At 66.6% G+C, this 20,206-nt stretch carries 13 protein-coding genes; 9 read left to right on the top strand and 4 right to left on the bottom strand.

The window, feature by feature from the left end:
* Positions 1–65: 65 nt before the first annotated feature.
* The 4 genes from ACAM42_RS22920 to yjgA form a co-directional block, all read right to left on the bottom strand.
* Positions 66–5,012 carry an Ig-like domain-containing protein gene (locus tag ACAM42_RS22920; protein WP_369629514.1) on the bottom strand — a complete coding sequence of 1,649 codons (4,947 nt, stop codon included), beginning with the start codon at positions 5,010–5,012 and terminating at the stop codon, positions 66–68.
* A 298-nt stretch (positions 5,013–5,310) separates the two neighbouring features.
* Positions 5,311–8,331 (bottom strand): Ig-like domain-containing protein, encoded by a 3,021-nt coding sequence (locus ACAM42_RS22915; protein ID WP_369629513.1) that lies wholly within the window; start codon positions 8,329–8,331, stop codon positions 5,311–5,313.
* A 500-nt stretch (positions 8,332–8,831) separates the two neighbouring features.
* Positions 8,832–9,428: a molybdopterin adenylyltransferase gene (gene mog / locus ACAM42_RS22910; protein WP_369629512.1), complete on the bottom strand. Its 597-nt coding sequence runs from the start codon at positions 9,426–9,428 to the stop codon at positions 8,832–8,834.
* Positions 9,425–10,084, bottom strand: a complete 660-nt coding sequence (yjgA, locus tag ACAM42_RS22905) for a ribosome biogenesis factor YjgA (protein WP_062476481.1) — start codon at positions 10,082–10,084, stop codon at positions 9,425–9,427. The genes mog and yjgA overlap by 4 nt, the downstream gene beginning before the upstream one ends.
* A gap of 98 nt (positions 10,085–10,182) precedes the next feature.
* Here yjgA and pmbA point away from each other — a divergent pair, with 98 nt between their 5' ends.
* From pmbA to ACAM42_RS22860, 9 genes are all read left to right on the top strand, one after another.
* Complete coding sequence (gene pmbA, locus ACAM42_RS22900) at positions 10,183–11,553, top strand: metalloprotease PmbA (RefSeq protein ID WP_062476484.1); 1,371 nt, start codon at positions 10,183–10,185, stop codon at positions 11,551–11,553.
* 66 nt (positions 11,554–11,619) lie between these two features.
* Complete coding sequence (locus ACAM42_RS22895; RefSeq protein WP_062476487.1) at positions 11,620–12,564, top strand: AraC family transcriptional regulator; 945 nt, start codon at positions 11,620–11,622, stop codon at positions 12,562–12,564.
* Positions 12,565–12,738: 174 nt separating this feature from the next.
* A complete protein-coding gene (locus ACAM42_RS22890; protein ID WP_369629511.1) occupies positions 12,739–14,010 on the top strand; it encodes a sugar ABC transporter substrate-binding protein in 1,272 nt (423 codons plus the stop codon).
* Positions 14,011–14,012: 2 nt separating this feature from the next.
* Positions 14,013–14,882, top strand: coding sequence for a carbohydrate ABC transporter permease (locus ACAM42_RS22885; protein ID WP_062476493.1), 870 nt, complete (start codon positions 14,013–14,015; stop codon positions 14,880–14,882).
* An 11-nt stretch (positions 14,883–14,893) separates the two neighbouring features.
* On the top strand, positions 14,894–15,706 hold the full coding sequence (locus ACAM42_RS22880; protein WP_216850729.1) for a carbohydrate ABC transporter permease: 813 nt from the start codon (positions 14,894–14,896) through the stop codon (positions 15,704–15,706).
* Positions 15,707–15,738: 32 nt separating this feature from the next.
* Positions 15,739–16,845, top strand: a complete 1,107-nt coding sequence (locus tag ACAM42_RS22875) for an ABC transporter ATP-binding protein (protein WP_369629510.1) — start codon at positions 15,739–15,741, stop codon at positions 16,843–16,845.
* 37 nt (positions 16,846–16,882) lie between these two features.
* Positions 16,883–17,932, top strand: coding sequence for an NAD(P)-dependent alcohol dehydrogenase (locus ACAM42_RS22870; RefSeq protein WP_095949106.1), 1,050 nt, complete (start codon positions 16,883–16,885; stop codon positions 17,930–17,932).
* 108 nt (positions 17,933–18,040) lie between these two features.
* Complete coding sequence (locus ACAM42_RS22865) at positions 18,041–18,868, top strand: SDR family oxidoreductase (protein WP_369629509.1); 828 nt, start codon at positions 18,041–18,043, stop codon at positions 18,866–18,868.
* Positions 18,865–20,196, top strand: a complete 1,332-nt coding sequence (locus ACAM42_RS22860; RefSeq protein WP_369629508.1) for a flavin-containing monooxygenase — start codon at positions 18,865–18,867, stop codon at positions 20,194–20,196. Before ACAM42_RS22865 ends, ACAM42_RS22860 begins: the two co-directional genes overlap by 4 nt.
* The last annotated feature ends 10 nt before the right edge of the window (positions 20,197–20,206 follow it).

The following is a 20,206-nucleotide window of genomic DNA, read 5'->3' as shown; positions in this document are numbered from 1 at the left end:
TCGCACGGGGCAACCGTCGCGTCGGGGGCGGCGCCGATGCGGCGCCGCGTGGCCTGTCTGCAGGCTTAGAGGATGGTCACGTGGACCTTGTCTTCGACCAGCAGCTCGGCGGTGCCGGCGAGGTTGGTGTAGACGCTGTACGTCACGTCACCCACCGTGGTGTTGCCGCCTTGGGCCCAGCTGTCGTTGCCGCCGAGCAGGTTCACATCGCCGTTGGCGCCGTTGACCAGCATCTGCACCTTGCCGTCGGCCACGACCATGTCGCGTGCACCACCGGCCAGCAGGTCTTGCGCGCTCAGCGCCAGCGTGTTGCCGCCTGCGCCCAGGTCGAACTTCTCGAAGCCCTGCACCTTTGCTCCGAGGGCCGACAGGTCGATGTGCATCGCCTTGCCGTCCATGACGAGGGTGTCGATGCCCAGGCCGCCGTCGAGGCGCGCGAAGTCGCCGCTGTTGATGCGGATCGTGTCGTCGCCTGCGCCGCCATGCACCGTGTCGCCCGTGCCGACCTTCAAGAAGGTGTCGTTGCCGGCGCCGCCTTCGAGTCGGTCGGCGAAGCCGAGCCTGGCGATGAGCGTGTCGTCGCTGTCGGTCCAGGTCATCGTTGCGTGGTCGAGTACATAGGCTTCGAGTTCCGGTTCGATGTGGAACGTGCTGGCGCCTGCGTTCTGCAGCGTGACCGTCACGCCCTGCTGCACCAGCAGTTCGGCGTCGAAGCCCGAGTGCTGGTACACCTCGTAGACCACGCCACCCACCGCGACGTTGGCCTTCTTGACCCAGTCGCCGGGGTCTGTGCCGTTGGGCAGCACGTCGGACAGCGTCACCTTGTCGCCGGCATTGCCCTTGACCATCATCTGCACGCGGCCGTCGGCCATGAACTGGTCCTTGGCGCCGTTCTCCATCACGTCGGCCAGCGACAGCTTGAGCGTGTTATTGCCCGTGCCGGTGAGGTCGATGATTTCGACGGAGCTGACTTTGCCAGCGAGCGCGGTCAGGTCCAGCACCTGGTTGGCGCCGGCCAGCTTAAGTGTGTCAACGCCGCCATTGCCATGGACCATCGCCTTGCTGCTGGAGAAGTACGCTAGATCGGCGATGGAGAATGTGTTGTTTTCCATTCCCCCGTAGTAGGCATCTGCTCCAGTATTGATATTTTGCAGATCGGGAATTGACCCCAGATCACCTGAAGATTGAATTCCGCTGTAAACAAAATTATCCAATTCAATCCAGTCGTAATGGCCCACTTTTATATCAAAGGATGAGAAAAAAACTCCATTTGGAATGGTGATTTTTTCATGCCCATTGCCGGCTTGTTGTCCAAAATATTTCCTAAATACAATCTCGTTTTTTTGGTTGTAGAAAGTTATTTTTTGAGTGTAATCGGAGTGCCTCCAGTCGAACTCGAGGGAGTTGGCTAGCTTTCCTTTTAATGAAAAATTCACTGTCCCTGTGCTGGCCAGGGCTTTTCCATTTCCCGGCCAATAACTTTCAATAATGCCCTCGCCACTTCCAGCATTGGTTCCCTGATTAGGGTAGGGTGTTCCTTTGAATGTGAGAAGAAAGGCTTTGGTGTTTGCCTGATCTCCAGAATTTCTGAAGCCAATAATTGGACTGTCATTAAAATTTTCTGACATGCTTGTTGGCGTCAGAAGTTCGGAGGAATTGCCGGATTTATCTGTAATTCCAACAGAGGCACTTAGGGAAACCGCCGACGGTGAGGCGATGGTGGCACGGCCGGCGGCGATATCCGCGGCGGTCAAGGTGTAGCTAACGCGCTGGTCGCCATTGAGCAAGATAATTTGATCGCCAACTAATACATCTGTTTTGTCGAATGTCACGGCTACCTGCGAGCCGTCTACGGTCATCGAAATTGGGGCCTTCGGCGCGACGGTATCCAACGCTATCGCCTGCGATTGCATCGGGCCCAGGTTGCCTGCGGTATCCACCACGCGCGTCTGCACAGTCCAGTCGCCCGTGTGGCTGTTGCTGTCCTGCGCGCTCCATTGTTCACCGGCCACGAAGGCGGTGGTCCAGGTGGTGCCGCCGTCGGTCGACACCTGCAGCGTCTCGCCCGCGCCCAGAGTGGCCGACAGCTTGCCCTGCAGCAGTCGCCCGGCGCTGCCGTCGTTGGTCAGGTAGTCGTCGGCGTCGAAGCCGCTGTCCTTGCCGATGTTGGTGACGGTGGCGGTCTGCGTCGGCGCGACCGTGTCCAGTGTGTCCACCGTCAACTCGAACACCGTGGTCTTGGCGCTCTCGCTGCCGCCTGTGGCCGTCACGGTGGCGCTCAGGCTGTGCAGCCCTTCGCTCAGCGGGGTGTCCGGCGTGTAGCTCCAGTTGCCCTTGGCGTCGGCCACGACCTGGCCCAGCAGCGTGCTGCCGTCATAGATCTTCACGGTGCCGCCCGCGGAGGCCTTGCCGTTCAGGGTCGGGGTGGCGTCGTCGGTGATGCCGCCCTGGGTGATGGCACCAGTGAACGCGCCCACGTCGTCCATCACGCTGTCGATGGTGATTTGCAGCGTGACTGTCACGCCCTGCTGCACCAGCACATCGGCCTTGAAGCCCGAGTGTTGGTAGACCTCGTAGACGACGCCGTCGATGGTCACGTTGGCGCTTCGGGCCCAGTCGCCGGGGTCGGTGCCGTTGGGCAGAAGGTCGAGCAGCGACACAGCATCACCGGCATTGCCCTTGACCATCATCTGCACGCGGCCGTTGGCCACGAACTGGTCCACGGCGCCGTTTTCCATCACGTCGCCCAGCGACAGGTTGAGCGTGTTGTTGCCCGTGCCGGTGATGTCGATGACTTCGAGCGAACTGACCTTGTGGCCGAGCGCGGTGAGGTCGAGCATCTGGTTCGCGCCGGTGAGCTTGAGCGTGTCGAGGCCACTGTTGCCGGAGACGGCCGAATCGGCCAGGTGCTTGACGTCGGTCACGGTGAACTCGTTGTTGTCCGAGCCACCGTGCAAAGTACCTGCGGATGCATCGGTCAGGGTCTGTTGCTGTGGCGAACTCGAAGAGCCCCCGTTGTCGCTCCACTTCAAGCCGCCGATCAGGATGGCATCGCTGGCGCCACTGTCCAGGCAATAGACCTTGATGTAGGCAATTGGCGTTTCCGAAACAAAGTCGATTCGCTTCATGACGACCGAGCCCGGGTCGTAGACCATGTTCTGCGTGTTCAACAAGACGCCCGACGCCGAATAGAACTCCACCTTGCCGTACGGGGCAACGTGCGTGTTCGTGTATTCGATGCCGGCCGACTTGGAAGGGGCGGGGAGTTCGAATTTCGCAATCCCCTTGTACGACAGATACATCCGGGAATCGCTGAAGGTCTCCACGTAGCCTTGCAGCATCTCGATGGCAACGCCGGAGGCATTCGTGTGCGTCGACCCTGCAACGACCTTCGGCGAATTCTTCAGGTCGTCCGTTCCCTGGAAGGGCGGCGACAGGTAGAGCGAGAGATTGCCGGCGTCATCCGAAATGGCGGCTGCGACGTGACCCGCGTCCACAGCCTTGAACCCGGGAATGAGGGCCTTGCCCGCCGCGATGTCGGCGGCGGTCAGGGTGTAGTCGAAATGGTCTCCTCGCACGACGAGGCTGATCTTGTGACCCACGGCCACGTTCGCTGAATTGAACTGGACCTCCACGCCGGCATCGGTCACGACGACCTTGGTGGGCGCTCCCGGCGCGCTGGTGTCCAGTGCCATGGCTTGCGATTGCACCGGGCCGATGTTGCCCGCGACGTCGACCACGCGCGTCTGCACGGTCCAGTCGCCCGTGTGGCTGTTGCCGTCCTGTGCACTCCATTGGTCGCCGGCCACGAAGGCTGCCTTCCAGGTTGCGCCGCCGTCGGTCGACACCTGCAGCGTTTCGCCAGTGCCCAGAGTGGCCGACAGCTTGCCCTGCAGCAGGCGTCCGGCGCTGCCGTCGTTGGTCAGGTAGTCGTCGGCGTCGAAGCCGCTGTCCTTGCCGATGTCGGTGACGGTGCCGGTCTGCGTCGGGGCGGTGGTGTCCACCACGAAGTTCCAGGCGCTGCTGGCATCGCTCGTCTGGCCCAGCGGGCTGGTGGACGTGGCCGTGATGTTGTATGCGCCATCGGGCAGATCGATCTGGGGCGTGAAGCGCCAATGACCGCTCTCGTCGGCCACGGCCTTGCCCAGGTAGGTCGAGCCGTCGTAGAACTTGACGGTGTGGTTGGCCGGTGCCGTGCCCGCCAGCGTCGGCCGGGCGTCGTTGGTGGCCTCGCCTTGCCGCAGCATGTGCGGCTCGCCCACGTCGTCGAACACGCTGTCGATCACAGGCGCGTTCGGCTTGTCGGTGTTGACGGTGACCTTGTAGCGCCCGGTCGGCATGGTCTCGTTGCCGGCGGCGTCGCGCTCCACGAGCATGAAGGTGTTCAGGCCCGCGGTCAGCGGGGTGTCGACCTGGAAGGTCCATTGGCCGTTTTCGCCGATGGTGGCCTGGCCCAGCTCACGGGTGCCGGTGGCGTCTTTCACCATCACGGTGACGGTGTGGCCGGGCGTGCCGTTGCTGATGCCGCTGAGCAGCGGGCGCGTTTCGTCGGTGGTGCCGCCCGAGCTCACGTTGCCCGTGACCCCGCCCACGTTGTCCGTGAAGCCGCTGACGTTCAGCCGGCTGGCGTCGGGTGGGGTGACGTCGATCTCGAAGTTGAACGCGGGCGAGGGCGTGCTCTCGTTGCCGCTGCTGTCGCGCGCAACGACCGTGATGGCGTGCTGGCCTTCGAGCAGGTCGGTCGATGGGGTGAAGGTCCAGGCGCCGTTCTCGTCCACTTCGGTGGTGCCGATCTCGTTGCCGTTGTCGCGGATGACGATGGTGTCGCCCGGCGTGCCCTGGCCCTGGAAGGTGGGCTGGCGGTCGTCGGTGACCCCGCCGTGGGCGATGCTGCCCAGGATGTCGCCGGCGTCGTCGGCGGCGCTGCCCACATGAAGAGGCGGGGGCGCAAAGGTCGATGCGAGGTCGATGTTCTGGGAAAGGGCGACGCTGTTCGTCTGCTCGGAGGCCATGGAATTCCTGTGCTCTGAAATGAAGAAACCAGACCGCATCGGCATGCGAGCGAACGCAGTCCGATCGTGGGGTCTGGTGGGGTAGGGCACTCTAGAAAGAAGCCCTGTGCAAGGCCATCGGACGAATCTGAAAGCCGAGCGCAAAGGAATAAGCCGGTCCCGAAAGCGCGCACAAAGTCGTGCAGGACGGCACAAGACGATGTGTCGCTGGGCAGAAATAAAAAAACGCGACAGCTGCACGGGGCGGCTGTCGCGTTGTCGGCTGCACGCGGCGCGGGGTGCGCCAGCGAGTGGGGGCCTACAGGATCGTCACGTGGACCTTGTCCTCGACCAGCAGCGCGGCGCCGGCGAGGTTGGAGTAGATGTGGTCGGCGGCGCCGCTCACCGCGGCATCGCTGCCCTGGACCCCGCCGCCGTCGCCGGGCAGGTCGACCTCGCCGTGGGGGCCGGTGGGCTGCATCTGCACCGTACTGTCGGAAGACACCGGGTTCTGCGCGCCCTGCGCCGTCTTCAGGTCGAGGGCCGACAGGTCGATGAACATGGCCTTGCCGTCCATCACGAGGGTGTCGACGCCCAGGCCGCCAGGGACGCGCGCGAAGTCGCCGTCGCCATGGATGCGGGCGGTGTCGTCGCCCGCGCCGTCCTCCAACCGGTCTGCATAACCGAACCGGGCGATGTGTGTTTCATCGCTGTCGGCGAGCGTTGGTGTTGCCCCGGGTCCGGCATCGTTGACGGTGTCGGAGGTGTTCTGCAAGCTGACAGTCACGCCCTGCTGCACGAGCAGTGCCGCGTCGAAGCCCGAGTGCGCGTACTCCTCGTAGACCACGCCGTCGATGGTCACGTGGGCGCCCCTCACCCAGTCGCCGGGGTCGGTGCCGTTGGGTAGCGCGTCCGACAGCGTCACCGTGTCGCCGGCGTCGCCCTTGACCAGCATCTGCACGCGGCCGTTGGCAACGAACTGATCGACCGCGCCGTTCTCCAACACGTCGGCCAGCGACAGCTTCAAGGTGTTGTCGCCCGTGCCGGTGAGGTCGATGATTTCGACGCCGCTGAGCTTGCCCGTGACCGCGCTCAGGTCGAGTGTCTGACCCTCGCCGGTCAGGGTGAGGGTGTCCAGTCCTTCGTTGCCGATGACCTTCGCATGGCTGCCCTCGAAGTACGACACGTCGGGGACCAGGAACACGTCGTCTCCCGCCCCGCCGTAGTGGACGTCGGAGCCTGCCTGGATTTCCTGCAGGGTGGGGATGTCCACCAGTTCAGGGTGCGGGTACAGCACGGCGAGGGACAGGTTGTCGACCTCGATCCAGTCGGTTTCGATGCCATCGACGAGCCCGGTGCGGATGTCGAAGGAGGCAAAGGAAAGCCCGTCGGGCATGATGAATTTCGCGTGCCCGTCGGCCGGAAGGCTGTGGCTTGCTCCGAAGCTGCCTTCGAAGATGACCTTGCCCGATGCGTCGTAGAAAGTGACCGACTGCGTGGCTTGGGAGTGCCGCCAGTCGAACTCGATGGCGTTGTAGGTGTTGCCCTTCAGTGAAGCGTTGGTCGTGCCGCTGATGTGCCATGCCTGCCCGTGGTCGGGTGAGGCGCTGTCGAAGATGCCGTTGTTCGAAGAAGAAGCGTCGGTCGCCGCGTCTTGTCTTGTCAGGAGCAGCATGCCGGCATCGGCTGTTTGTCCCGGTGCAAGGTCGACGGTTTCACCGGCATCGAAGTCTTCCCGTTCGGTGTTCGATCGGATCACCATGTAGGGTGAATGAACTCCCGTTGCGCTGACCACCGACGCGGCCAGGTTCAGCGAAACGTCGGTCACCGCAACGGTGGCCTGGCCCGCAGCAATGTCTGCCGCCGTCAGCACGTAGTCCACGTTCTGCTTGCCGTTGAGCAGGTGAATCCGGTCGCCCGGCGACACCGCGGCCTTGTCGAAACTCACGGTCACTTGCGCATTGCCCAGCACGACGGCCGTCGGCGCGTGGGGCGTGGCGGTGTCCAGGGTCACCGCCTGCGAGTTGACCGGCCCCACGTTGCCGGCCAGGTCCACCACGCGCGTCTGCACCGTCCAATCGCCCGCATGGCTGTGGTCGTCCTGGGCGCTCCATTCGGTGCCGCTCACGAAGGCGGTCTTCCAGGTCTGGCCGCCGTCGGTGGACACCTGCAGGGTCTCGCCGGCTGCCAGCGATGCGCTCAGGCGGCCCGTCATCAGGCGCCCCGCGCTGCCGTCGTTGGTGGTGTGGTCGTCGGCGTTCATGCCGCTGTCCTTGCCGATGCCCGAGACGGTGGGGGTCTGCGTGGGCGCCAGGGTGTCGACCTCGAAGTGCCAGGCGCTGCTCGCGTCGCCGGTCTGGCCCACCGGGCCGGTGGCCGTGGCGGTGATGTGGTGCGCACCCTCGCTCAGGTTGTCTTTGGGCGTGAACGCCCAGGTGCCGTCGGCGCGGGTCTCGGTGGTGCCCAGGACGGTGGTGCCGTCGTGGAACGTCACGGTATGGCCGGGCTGGGCCGTGCCGTGCAGGGTCGGCCGGGCGTCGTTGGTGACCTCGCCCGGGGCCAGCATGTGGGGCATGCCCACGTCGTCGTAGACGTGCTCGATCACCGGGGGCGTCGGCTTGCTGGTGTCGATGGTCACCTGGTAGCGCCCCGTCGGCGCCGTCTCGTTGCCCGCTGCGTCTTTCTCCACGAGCGTGAAGGTATTCAGGCCCGCGGCCAGTGGCGAGATGACCTGCAGCGACCACTGGCCGTTGTCGCCGACGACCGCTTCACCCAGCGCATGGGTGCCGGTGCTGTCCCTGACCATCACCGTGACGGTGTGGCCGGGCTGGCCGGTGCTCGTGCCGGTGAGCAGCGGGCGTGTGTCGTCGGTGGTCTTGCCGGCGGCCACGTTGCCGGTGATGCCGCCCGCGGTGTCGAGGACGCCGGTGATGGACAGCTTGCTGGCGTTGGGTGGCGTGACGTCGATCTCGAAATTGAAGGGGCCCGAAGGTTCGCTCTCGTTGCCGGCGGGGGCGCGCGCCACGATGGTGATGACGTGGTGGCCTTCGTTCATGTCGGTCGACGGCGTGAAGGCCCATTGGCCGTCGTCGTCCACGACGGTCTGGCCGATCTCGACGCCGTGGTTCCTGATGAGGATGGTGTCGCCCGGCGTGCCCTGGCCCTGGAACTCGGGTTGGCGGTCGTCCGTGACGCCGCCTGAGGCGAGGGTGCCCATGATGTCGCCTGCGTCGTCGATGACGCTGTCCATGGAGGGCGGCTGTGGCGCGAAGGGCCGTGCGCTTGCGGTCTGATCGATGCTCGGGTTCTCGACGAAGACGTTTGCCTTTTTGGATGCCATGCAGTTCCTATGCTCTGAAAAGGGAAAGAAAGATCGGATCGGGCAGCGAATTCACGCTGTTCGATCCGGCGGCCCGGGCGTCAGGAACTCTAGGAAGAACAGGGGGGCGGAACCATCGGACAGGTCCGATAAAAGCAAGGACGGGCGATGCGGATGCGAGCGCGCCCTTCGCGCATCGGCGAAGCAGAAAGTCTTCGGTGAAAGCCGCCGCGCGAGAACCGGCGGCGGGGAGGCTAGGGCCTGTTCACCCTATTTCTAGCGTCGCGTTGGCTGGCAAAGGGGCTGGCTGCAAGGCGCCCGTGCGTAGCAAGGCTGAAGCCTTGCAAGCGCGGGCAACGCCGCAGACGGCCCCTTTGCCAGCCAACCCGAAGGGAAGGTCTGCCACGGCGGGCCACTCGGCGTTGCGCTCCTTGCGTGTGCGCATGCACACGCGGCGTCACGCGCCTTGATTGGCCCGCCGTGGCAGACCTTCGCGACGCCAGAAATAGGGTGAACAGGCCCTAGCGCGCGGCGCGGATCGCCGACTTGGGCCGGAAGGCCTTGCAGACCGTGTCGTCGGTCTCGAGGTACGGCCCACCGATCAGGTCGATGCAGTAGGGCACGGCTGCGAAGATGCCGGGCACGAGCTGCGTGCCGTCGGCGTCCTTCAGCCCTTCGAGCGTCTCGGCGATCGACTTGGGCTGGCCCGGCAGGTTGATGATGAGGCTCTGGTCGCGGATGACGGCCACCTGCCGCGAGAGGATGGCGGTCGGCACGAAGCGCAGGCTGATCTGGCGCATCTGTTCGCCGAAGCCGGGCATTTCCTTGTGGGCCACGGCCAGCGTGGCCTCGGGCGTGACGTCGCGCAGCGCGGGGCCGGTGCCGCCGGTGGTGAGCACCAGCGAGCAGCCGGCGTCGACCAGCTCGATGAGGGTGGCGCTGATGCGGTCGGCCTCGTCGGGGATCAGGCGGGCTTCGAACTCGAGGGGGTTCTTCAGCGCGCGGCCCAGCCAGTCCTTGAGCGCGGGCAGGCCCTTGTCTTCGTAGGTGCCGCTGGAGGCGCGGTCGCTGATGGAGACGATGCCGATGCGCACCGCGTCGAAGCCGCCGTCGCTCATGCGTCTTCTTCCCGGTCTTGCGCCGCAGCCGCTTCGGCGTGATCGTCGCCGCCATGCACCGCGAGTTGCGCGCGCACGAGCTGGAAGATCTCGCGGTACGCCTTGCCCTGGCGCGGTGCTTCGCCGGCGGGGCCGGACTTCAGGTCCTTGCGGGCCTGGCGCACGAGGGCGCGCAGCTGCTGCGAATCGGTGGCGGGGTGGGTTTCGATCCAGCCGCCGAGGGCGTCGTCGTCGGCGATCAGGCGTTCGCGCCAGCGTTCGGCCTCGTGCAGCGCGGCGGCTTCGGCGGCCGGCACGGTGTTCTGCTCGGTCAGCGCCTGCTTCACGGCCTCGAGCACCTCGGGGTCGAGGGCGCGCATGAGCTTGCCGATGAACTGCATCTGGCGGCGCTTGCCCTCGAAATTGGTGATGCGTTTCGCCTCGGCGATGGCGTCGACCAGTTTCTCGCTCAGCGGGAGGGCGTCGAACAGGCCGGCGCGCAGGGTGAGCAATTCTTCGCCCAGTTTCTGCAGTTCGGCGCTCTCGCGCTTGAGTTCGGTGCGGCTGGCTTCGTCGGTGCCGCCCTTGAGCTCGCGCTTGAGCTCCAGGTCGAGTTCGCTGCCTTCGGCAACGAAGTGGCCACGGACGAAATAGCCTTTTTTGGGTTTGCGGGACATGGGGTGGATTCTGGGCCGCGCCGTGCGGCGCTGCAACGCGCACAGGGGGCGCGGAAGGGAAAACGTGAAACAGGGGGCGCAAGTATCATAGCCACCACATGACGACATCCTCCTCGCGCGCCGATTCCGGCTTCGCCTACAGCCGCTCCTTCTTCGAAAACCTGGTCGATTCGGCCCTGGCCCACGCCAAAAAGCTCGGGGCCACCGACGCCGGCGCCGAGGCCTCCGAGGGCTGCGGCCTGAGCGTCTCGGTGCGCAAGGGCGAGCTCGAGAACGTCGAGCGCAACCGCGACAAGTCGCTGGGCATCACGGTCTACGTGGGCCACCGCCGCGGCAACGCCAGCACCTCCGACTTTTCCGAGGCGGCCATCGCCCGCACGGTGCAGGCGGCCTACGACATCGCCCGCTTCACGGCCGAAGACCCGGTGAGCGGCCTGCCCGACGAGGAAGACATCGCCAAGGTGCAGCCCGAGCTCGACCTGTTCCACCCCTGGGACGTGACGAGCGAGCAGGCCGCCAAGCTGGCGCTGGAGTGCGAGGCGGCGGCGCTGTCGACCGACAAGCGCATCACCAACAGCGAAGGCGCCGGCGTCTCGGCGCAGCAGAGCCACTTCTTCAGCGCCCACACGCACGGCTTTCGCGGCGGCTACGCCAGCTCGCGGCACTCGATTTCGGTGGCCCCCATCGCCGGCAAGGGCGACGACATGCAGCGCGACGCCTGGTACAGCTCGATGCGCTCGGCCGACGAACTGGCCAGCCCGCAGGCCGTGGGCCGCTACGCCGCCGAACGGGCGCTCAGCCGCCTGAAGTCGCGCAAGATCAAGACCACCGAATGCCCGGTGCTGTTCGAGTCGCCGCTGGCCGTGGGCCTCTTGGGCGGGCTGGTGCAGGCCGTGAGCGGCGGGGCGCTGTACCGCAAGAGCACCTTCCTGCTCGACTCGCTGGGCAAGCCGGTGCTGCCCAAGCACGTCGACGTGGCCGAAGACCCGCACGTGCTGCGCGGCAAGGGCAGCTCGCCCTTCGACGACGAAGGCGTGATCACCCGCGCCCGCAAGGTGGTCGATGCCGGCCGCCTCGAAGGCTACTTTCTCTCGACCTACTCGGCGCGCAAGCTGGGCATGAAGACCACCGGCAACGCCGGCGGCTCGCACAACCTGACGCTGAGCTCGCGCCTCACGAAGCACGGCGACGACCTCGACGCCATGCTCGCCAAGCTCGGCACCGGCCTGTTCGTGATCGAGCTGATGGGGCAGGGCGTCAACTACGTGACGGGCGACTATTCGCGCGGCGCCAGCGGTTTCTGGGTGGAAAACGGCCGCATCGCCTATCCAGTGCAGGAAATCACAATTGCCGGCAATTTGCGTCAGATGTTGATGGGAATTGAAGCGATTGGCGCAGATGCTTACACTTTCGGCGCAAAAACCACGGGGTCGATCCTGGTCAACCGCATGAAGGTGGCGGGCGCCTGACAGGCGCTGCCGCTCGCAACGGCGCTGGCTCGACGACCCCTCCATTCAAGGACAGGGGGACAGGACATGAGCAAACACAGCGCCGTACGCAAGCCGGCCCTCGAACACGAACTCTTGCGTGACCCGCGCCTGGGCTTCGAGCCGGCAGGCAGCAGCTCGGTGCGCTGCCTGCAGCACGGCGTGCCCTGGCCCTTCGACTGCTGGCACTACCACGACGAGTACGAGCTGCAGTGCATCAACCGCACCAGCGGTGACGCCTTCGTCGGCAACCACATCGGCCGCTTCGAGCCCGGCTATGTCGCCTTGGTGGGCGCGCGGCTGCCCCACACCTGGATCTCGCACGACGTGCCGCCCGAGGGCGTGGCCGACCGCAGCATGGTGATCCATTTCCGCGACGCGCCCCTGCGCCAGGGCGTCGACCTGTTCCCCGAGCTGGAAACCGTGCTGCCGATGCTCGACCGCGCCAAGCTGGGCATCGAGTTCTTCGGCATCGGTGACCTCGTGCGCGAGCGCTTCGTGCGCGTGCAGAAGCAAAAGGGCATGGCGCGGCTGTCAGAGTTCATCGGCCTGCTGCACGAGCTCGCGAGCTGGAGCGACTGGCGCCAGATCTCGAGCAACGCCGACCCGAGCGACGAGGACCCCACGGCCAACACCCGCATGCGCCGCGTGCTCGACTACCTGCACGCGCACCTGGCCGAAGAGCTCTCGCTGCCCACCGTGTGCGGCGTCGCCAACATGGCCGAGAGCAGCTTCTCGCGCTACTTCCACAAGCACATGGGCAGCACCTTCACCGACTTCGTCACGCGGCTGCGCATCACCAAGGCCTGCGAGATGCTGCAGGTGTCCGACCGGCTGGTGAGCGACATCTGCTACGAGGTCGGCTTCTCGAACCTCGCGAACTTCAACCGCCGCTTCCTGCAGCTCAAGGGCATGACGCCCTCGGCCTACCGGCAGCAGGCGCAGGAGCGTTTCGGCCTGCGCAGCGCGCAGCACACGCCACTCGCTGCCTGATGGCCGACTGATACGCGCTTGCCTCTTGGGCTAAACCCCGAGACGGCTTGGCAGCAAAGTATCAGATGCCCGGTGGGCGTGTAGGAGGCCTTTCGGATCGGCCGCCTAACCTTTGTTTCGTTGCTTCTGCCGGCATTTCGCCGGCAACTTGCACGAACAACAAAGGAGACACAAATGCCGATTCCGCATTCCCACCGTCTGGCCGGCCTCGCGCTGGCGCTGGCCACGCTGGCGCCCGCCGCGCTGGCGCAGGTCTGCAAGGAGGACGTGCGCGTCCTGTCGCAGCCCCGTGAAGGCCTGACGCTGCTCGAGAAATCGAAGGACGAGTTCAAGCGCCTGAGCGGTGCCTCGTTCAGCGTGGACAACCTCAACGAGAACGACCGCCGCGCCAAGTCGCGCGCCGATGCGTCCACGGTCGGCAAGTACCACGTGTACTACGTCGACGAGGCCAACGTGGCGCAGTTCGTCCAGTCCAAGTGGATCGTGCCGCTCACGCCGTACTACCCGGCCAGCTACGACTACGCCGACTTCGACGCCGGCCGCCAGAAGGTCGCGACCTTCGCTGGCCAGGCCTGGTTTGCGCCCCTCACCGGCGGCGGCGACCTCATGGTCTACCGCAAGGACCTGCTCGAGAAAGCGGGCATCAAGCCGCCGGCCACGCTCGACGAGTTCGTGGCGGCCGTGAAGAAGCTCAACGACCCGACCAACGGCGTCTACGGCGTGGCGCTGCGCGGCCAGCGCGGCTCGGGCGCCAACGTGTGGCGCTGGATGCCGTTCTTCCGCGGCTACGGCGGACAGTGGTTCGACGGGGACAAGCCGGTCTTCAACTCGCCCGCCGCCGTGAAGGCGACCCAGACCTACCTCGATCTCTTCAAGTACTCCGCGCCCGGCACCAAGACGGGCGGATGGGACGAGTCCACCGGCGCCTTCCTGGCCGGCAAGGTCGCGATCCTGGTCGAATCGACGCCGCTGGCGGGCAACGCGCTCGACCCGAAGATGTCGACCGTGGTCGGCAAGATCGCCTACGCCGTGCCGCCCACGCCGCTCACCGGCGGCGGCTACGGCCACGGCCTGGCCATCGGCGCGCGCGCCAACAAGACCGAAGAGGCCAAGAAGTGCGCGGGCCTCTTCATCGCGTGGGCCACGTCCAAGGAGAACGAGCAGCGCCGCCTCGCGCAAGGGCAGTTCGGCGAGCTCAACCGCACCAGCGTGCTCGGCAGCCCCGAGTTCGCCAAGCGCTACGGCGCCGACCTGGGCAAGGCGCTGGCCGACACCGGCAAGGTCACAGCCGTGAACTTCTGGCAGGACCCGGCCTGGCCCGACCTGGGCGACCGCTGGGGGATCATTCTGGAAGAGCTGATCACCGGCTCGCGCACCGACATCCAGGGCGGGCTCGACGAACTCGACGCCTACGCCAAGCAACTGATCGCGCGTCGCAAGAAGTGAGCATGCGTTCCCACAAAACACGGCTGCCGGCCGTGTTCATCGGGCCGGGGCTGCTCGTGCTGGCGGTCCTGGCGCTGGTGCCGACGGTGTTCGCCATCGCCATCTCGCTGCAGGACCGCGAGTTGGGCCAGGCCGACACCGGCTGGGTCTGGTTCAGCAACTACGTGCAGCTGTTCTCCGACCGGCGCTTTCTCAACTCGGTGCGCGTGTCGCTGGTGTGGGAGGTGCTGACCGTCAGCGCCACCATGGCCCTGGCCGTGCTCATGGGCACGCTGATGCACCGCTGCGCCACGCCGCGCTGGCGCCAGGTGCTGTCGATGCTGTTCATCGTGCCGGTGCTGCTGCCGCGCGTGTCGGCGGCCTTCGTCTGGAAGTTCGCCTTCCATCCGCTGTTCGGCCTCATCACGTGGCCCTACAAGGCGATCACCGGCGAGCCGCTCGACCTGTTCGCCGACCCGGTGCTGGCGCTGCTCACGGTGGCCTTCGTCGACGTGTGGCAGTGGGGGCTGTTCTTCGGCGTCATCGTGCTGAAGCTGCTCGAAACCCTGCCGCCGCAGCCCTTCGAGGCGGCGCGGCTGGACCACGCCAAGACCTGGGAGGTGTACGCCTACGTGGCGCTGCCGATGCTGAAGGCGCCGCTCATCAGCCTGGCCTTCGTGAAGATGGTGGAGTCGCTGCGCGCCTTCGACCTCATCTACGTGATGACGCGCGGCGGCCCCGGCATCTCGACCGAGACGCTCGACATGTACGCCTTCTCGCAAGGCTTCATCGAGTCGGGCCGCATCTCGTACGCGTCGAGCATGGCGGTGCTGATGATGGTCGCCTCCACGGTCGCGTTCACCTACATCTGGAAATGGACCAAGCCGTCATGAAAAAGCTTGCCATCGGAACGCTGCTGGCGCGGCTGGCGCTCATCGCGGCCGGGCTCTCGGCCCTCGTGCCCGTGCTGTGGACCTTTCTCAACTCGTTCAAGAACCGGGTCGACATCGTCTCGGCCGTGCCGAAGTTCTTCTTCACGCCCACGCTCGACAACTACCTGTACGTGCTGAACCGCGAGGCCGTGGCCGCGGGCCTGGTCAACTCGATCGTGGTGGCGGGCGCGGCGGTGATCATCGGCGCGGTGCTGGGCCTGCCGGCCGCCTACGCGCTGGCGCGCTACCCGCTGCGCTGGGGCAACGACATCCAGTTCTTCGTGCTGTCGATGCGCTTCCTGCCGCCGGTAGCCGTGGCCATTCCGCTCATGGTGATCTGGCTGCAACTGGAGCTGTACGACTCGCGCATCGCGCTCATCGCCACCTACACGCTGCTCACGCTCTCGACCGTGATCTGGCTCGCCATTCCGGCCTTCAAGGCGGTGCCGAAGGAAGTGGAAGAGGCGGGCCGCGTCGACGGCTACGGGCCCTACGCGATCTTCTTTCGCATCGCGCTGCCGATTGCCGCGCGCTCGCTGGTGGGCGCCATCGCCTTCGGCTTCGTGCTGGTGTGGAACGAGTTCCTCATTGCGCTGATGCTCACCACCTCCGAGGCCAAGACGCTGCCCATCGTGGCGTCGGAACTCAGCCAGCTCGGGCGTGACGTGCCCTGGGGCATCTTGAATGCCTCGGTCATCCTGCTGTCGCTGCCGCCGCTGCTCATGGTGGGCGTGCTCAGCGGTTTTCTCAATGCCGCGTTCAAGCGCAAGCGGGAGGCTGAATGAACCCCGTCGCTTCCCTTTCCCCAGAACCCAAAATGTCTGCCATCCGCTGTCACCACCTCATCAAGCGCTACGGGGAAACGCAGGTCGTCCACGCCTTCGATCTCGACGTGGCCGACAACGAGTTCGTCGTGTTCCTCGGCCCCTCGGGCTGCGGCAAGTCGACCATCCTGCGCATGCTCGCAGGCCTGGAAGACATCAGCGACGGCGACCTGCACATCGGTGGCCAGCGCGTGAACGACCTGCCGCCGCAGGAGCGCGGCATCGCGATGGTGTTCCAGAACTACGCGCTGTACCCGCACATGACGGTGCGCGACAACATCGCGTTCGGGCTCAAGCGCCTGAAGGTGCCCAAGGCCGAGATCGACAGCCGCATCAAGGAGGTGTCGGACACGCTGGGCCTGGAGCGCTACCTGCAGCGCAAGCCCACCGAGCTGTCGGGCGGCCAGCAGCAGCGTGTGGCGATTGCGCGGGCCATGATCAAGACGCCGAAGGTGTTCCTGTTCGACGAACCGCTGTCGAACCTCGACGCCAAGCTGCGCAACCACATGCGCATCGAGATCGCGAAGCTGCACCAGACGCTGAAGACCACCACGGTGTACGTCACGCACGACCAGCACGAGGCCATGACGCTGGCCGACCGCATCGTGCTGCTGCGCGACGGGCGCATCGAGCAGGTCGGCACGCCGCAGGAAATCTTCGAGCGCCCTCGCTCGGCCTTCGTGGCCGGCTTCATCGGCACGCCGCCGATGAACCTGATGGAGATGACGGTGCACGGCTTGGACGACGGGCAGTGCGAGCTGCGCGGGGGCGGCGGTTCGGTGCGCGTGGATGCGCGCCGCTTCGTGCTCGAAGGCCGCGCGCGCGTGACGCTGGGCGTGCGCCCGGCGCACCTGCACCTTGACACCACCCGGGCGAACGGCGAAGGCTTTGCAGGCGAGGTCCAGCTCATCGAATACCTCGGCAACGAAGTGCTGGTGAGCGTGGGGCAGGGCGGCGAAGAGATCGCCGTGCTCCTGCCGTCCGCGGCAGGCCCCCGGCTCGGCGAGCCGCTGCGCTTGGTGGCCGATGCGCAGCAGGTGCACCTGTTCGATGTCGCGACGGGCGCTTCGCTGCTGCGTCCGGACGCCGTGCTGCACTGAATGGCGGCCCCCGTTTCAACCCTCTGAGAAAGATGCAATGAAAGCACTGGTTCTGGAAAAGGCGCACGAGATCACGCTGCGCGACGTCGAGTTGCCCCTGCACGTCGGCCCGCGCGACGTGAAGATCCGCATGCACACCGTGGGCGTGTGCGGCAGCGATGTTCATTACTACCAGCACGGCGGCATTGGCCCGTACGTCGTCGACGCGCCGATGATCCTCGGCCACGAGGCCTCGGGCGTGGTGGCCGAGGTGGGTGCCGAAGTCACCCACCTGAAGCCCGGCGACCGCGTCTGCATGGAGCCCGGCATTCCCGACATGGACTCGCGCGCCGTGCGCGAAGGCTTCTACAACCTCGACCCTGCCGTGCGCTTCTGGGCCACGCCGCCGATCCACGGCTGCCTCACGCCGTTCGTGGTGCACCCGGCGGCCTTCACCTTCCGCCTGCCCGACAACGTGAGCTTCGGTGAAGGCGCGATCGTCGAGCCGCTGGCCATCGGCCTGCAGGCGGCGAAGAAGGCGGCGCTGAAGCCGGGCGACGTGGCGGTGGTCATCGGCGCCGGCACCATCGGCGCGATGACGGCGCTGGCTGCGCTCGCGGGCGGCGCGGCGCGCGTGATCCTGGCCGACCTCGTGCCCGAGAAGCTGGCGCTGTTCGCCCACAACCCGGCGGTGACGACGGTCGACGTGCGCAGCACGAGTCTGGCCGACACCGTGCAGGCCCTCACCGACGGCTGGGGCGCGAACGTGGTCTTCGAAGCCAGCGGCAGCGCGCGCGCCTTCGACAACGTGTTCGACCTGCTATGCCCCGGCGGTTGCCTGGTGCTGGTGGGCATACCCGCCGCCAAGGTGGCTTTCGACATCGTCGCGATCCAGGCGAAAGAGGCGCGCATCGAGTCGGTGTTCCGCTACGCCAACATCTTCCCGCGCGCGCTGGCGCTCATCGCATCGGGGCAGGTCGATGTGAAGCCCTTCATCTCGCGCACCTTCGCGTTCGAGGACGGCATCGCCGCCTTCGAGGAGGCTGCGGCCGGGCGCGTCACGGATGTGAAGATCCAGATCGAATTTCCCGCCGCCGAAGCCGCCTGAACGCCCCGCAAGGGCGCGGGACAAGGGGAAACGCTGGGGAGTGCGCCGGCAGGGCGCGGCTACAGTGGCTGCGTTTTGCCACTTGCAGCCTTGCGCGCTTGCCTGTCCATGCTCTTGCCGTTTCGCAATGTCGTTCTCACCGGTGCCTGCGGCGGCCTGGGGCAGGCGCTGGCGCGTGCGCTGATCGACGGCGGTGCGCGCGTGGCGCTGGTGGGGCTCGACACCGAACGCCTCGCCGCGCTCGCTGCCCAAGGTGAAGGGCGCTGCAAGGCCTACACGCCCGACGTGTCCGACAGCCCCGCCATGCAGGCGATGGCGGCCGACTGGATGCAGCGCTTCGGCCCGCCCGACCTCGTGATCGCCAACGCGGGCGTGGCCGGCGGCTACGACACCGCCGAGGCCGACGACCTGGCCGTGTTCCGCCGCATGCTCGAGATCAACCTGCTCGGCGCGGCCACCACTTTCCAGCCCTTCGTGCAGCCGATGCGTGCGCAGGGCCGCGGCGCGCTCGTCGGCGTGGCCAGCATCGCGGGCTGGCACGGCATGCCGGGCAACGGCGCCTACTGCGCGAGCAAGGGCGGGCTGATCCGCTATCTCGAAAGCCTGCGCGCCGAGCTGCGCGGCACGGGGCTCACGGTGCACACGGTGAGCCCGGGCTACATCCGCACCGCGCTCACGGCCGGCAACCGCTTCGCGATGCCGGGGCTGCTCGAGGCCGATGCGGCGGCGCGCCAGCTGCTGGCGGGCCTGGCGGCCCGGCGCGAAAAGATCGTGCTGCCGCGCCGCATCGGCTGGCTGTCGAAAGCGCTCGGCCTTTTGCCCGCGCCGCTGCACGACCGCCTGCTGCGCGGCCAGCCGCGCAAGCCGCGCGTGGGCGAAGCGGGTGCCACCGCCATTCCCGGTCTGAATTCCCAGAAAGAACCTCCCCGCCGATGACGTCTTCTGCCACCGCCGTTCCGACACACGAACAGATCGCCCTCATCGGCGCAGGGCCCTCGGGCCTGGCGGGCGCCCGCAATCTGCAGAAGCTCGGCGTTCCGTTCCTGGGCTTCGAGGCGCACAGCGACGTCGGCGGCCTCTGGGACATCGACAACCCGCGCTCCACGGTCTATCACTCGGCGCACCTGATCTCGAGCAAGCGCACGACCGAGTTCGCCGAGTTCCCGATGGCCGACACCGTGGCCGACTACCCGAGCCACCGCGAGCTGCGCCGCTACTTCAGCGACTTCGCCGACCGCTTCGGCCTGCGCGCGCACTTCCGCTTCGGCACCCGCGTGCTGCGCGTGGAGCCGGTGAGCGACGCGCCCGACACGCGCTGGCGCGTGAGCGTGGAGGCGCCCGACGGCACGGTGGAAACCGACGAGTACAAGGGCGTGGTGATTGCCAACGGCACGCTGTCCGAGCCCAAGCATCCGCAGTTCGAAGGCCACTTCGACGGCGAGCTGCTGCACACCAGCAGCTACAAGCACGCCGAGCTGTTCAAGGACAAGCGCGTGCTGATCGTCGGCGCCGGCAACTCGGGCTGCGACATCGCGGTCGATGCGGTGCACTACGCGCACAGCGTCGAAATCTCGGTGCGGCGCGGCTACTACTTCGTGCCCAAGTACGTGTTCGGCAAACCGGCCGACACGCTGGGCGGCAAGCGACCGCTGCCGCCGTGGCTCAAGCAGAAGGTCGATGCCACCGTGCTGCAGTGGTTCACCGGCGACCCGGTGCGCTTCGGCTTTCCCAAGCCCGAGTACAAGATGTACGAGTCGCACCCGGTGGTGAACTCGCTGGTGCTGCACCACGTGGGCCATGGCGACATCGGCGTGCGCGCCGACATCGCGCGGCTCGCCGGGCGCACCGTGCATTTCAAGGACGGCAGCGCGCGCGACTACGACCTGATCCTCACGGCCACGGGCTATGCGCTGCACTACCCGTTCATCGACCGCGAGCTGCTCAACTGGCAGGGCATGGCGCCGCGCCTGTACCTGAACATCTTCTCGCCGCGCTTCGAGACGCTGGGCGTGCTCGGCATGATCGAGGCCAGCGGCATCGGCTGGCAGGGGCGCTACGAGCAGGCCGAGCTGCTGGCGCGCTACTTCCGCGCGCAGGCCGCGGGCTCGCCCAAGGCAACGGCGCTGCGCACGGCGGTGCAGGGGCCGCCGCCCGATCTGTCGGGCGGCTTCAAGTACCTGCAGCTGGAGCGCATGGCCTACTACGTGCACAAGGACACCTACCGCGCGGCCGTGCGCCAGGCCGCTGCCGCACTGGCTGACTGATCGTCTTTCT

It is taken from the genome of Variovorax sp. V35 (genome assembly GCF_041154465.1).
GTDB classification, from domain to species: Bacteria; Pseudomonadota; Gammaproteobacteria; order Burkholderiales; family Burkholderiaceae_C; genus Variovorax; species Variovorax boronicumulans.
Note: the sequence above shows the minus strand (reverse complement) of the source record. Positions and strands in the feature narration are given on the sequence as shown.

Excerpts from the sequence above, each read along its gene's own strand:
- ACAM42_RS22860 (WP_369629508.1), top strand. The coding sequence starts at position 18,865 with ATGACGTCTTCTGCCACCGCCGTTCCGACACACGAACAGATCGCCCTC.
- ACAM42_RS22890 (WP_369629511.1), top strand. The coding sequence starts at position 12,739 with ATGCCGATTCCGCATTCCCACCGTCTGGCCGGCCTCGCGCTGGCGCTG.
- ACAM42_RS22865 (WP_369629509.1), top strand. The coding sequence starts at position 18,041 with ATGCTCTTGCCGTTTCGCAATGTCGTTCTCACCGGTGCCTGCGGCGGC.
- ACAM42_RS22875 (WP_369629510.1), top strand. The coding sequence starts at position 15,739 with ATGTCTGCCATCCGCTGTCACCACCTCATCAAGCGCTACGGGGAAACG.
- ACAM42_RS22895 (WP_062476487.1), top strand. The coding sequence starts at position 11,620 with ATGAGCAAACACAGCGCCGTACGCAAGCCGGCCCTCGAACACGAACTC.
- pmbA (WP_062476484.1), top strand. The coding sequence starts at position 10,183 with ATGACGACATCCTCCTCGCGCGCCGATTCCGGCTTCGCCTACAGCCGC.
- ACAM42_RS22915 (WP_369629513.1), bottom strand. The coding sequence starts at position 8,331 with ATGGCATCCAAAAAGGCAAACGTCTTCGTCGAGAACCCGAGCATCGAT.
- ACAM42_RS22920 (WP_369629514.1), bottom strand. The coding sequence starts at position 5,012 with ATGGCCTCCGAGCAGACGAACAGCGTCGCCCTTTCCCAGAACATCGAC.
- mog (WP_369629512.1), bottom strand. The coding sequence starts at position 9,428 with ATGAGCGACGGCGGCTTCGACGCGGTGCGCATCGGCATCGTCTCCATC.
- yjgA (WP_062476481.1), bottom strand. The coding sequence starts at position 10,084 with ATGTCCCGCAAACCCAAAAAAGGCTATTTCGTCCGTGGCCACTTCGTT.
- ACAM42_RS22870 (WP_095949106.1), top strand. The coding sequence starts at position 16,883 with ATGAAAGCACTGGTTCTGGAAAAGGCGCACGAGATCACGCTGCGCGAC.
- ACAM42_RS22885 (WP_062476493.1), top strand. The coding sequence starts at position 14,013 with ATGCGTTCCCACAAAACACGGCTGCCGGCCGTGTTCATCGGGCCGGGG.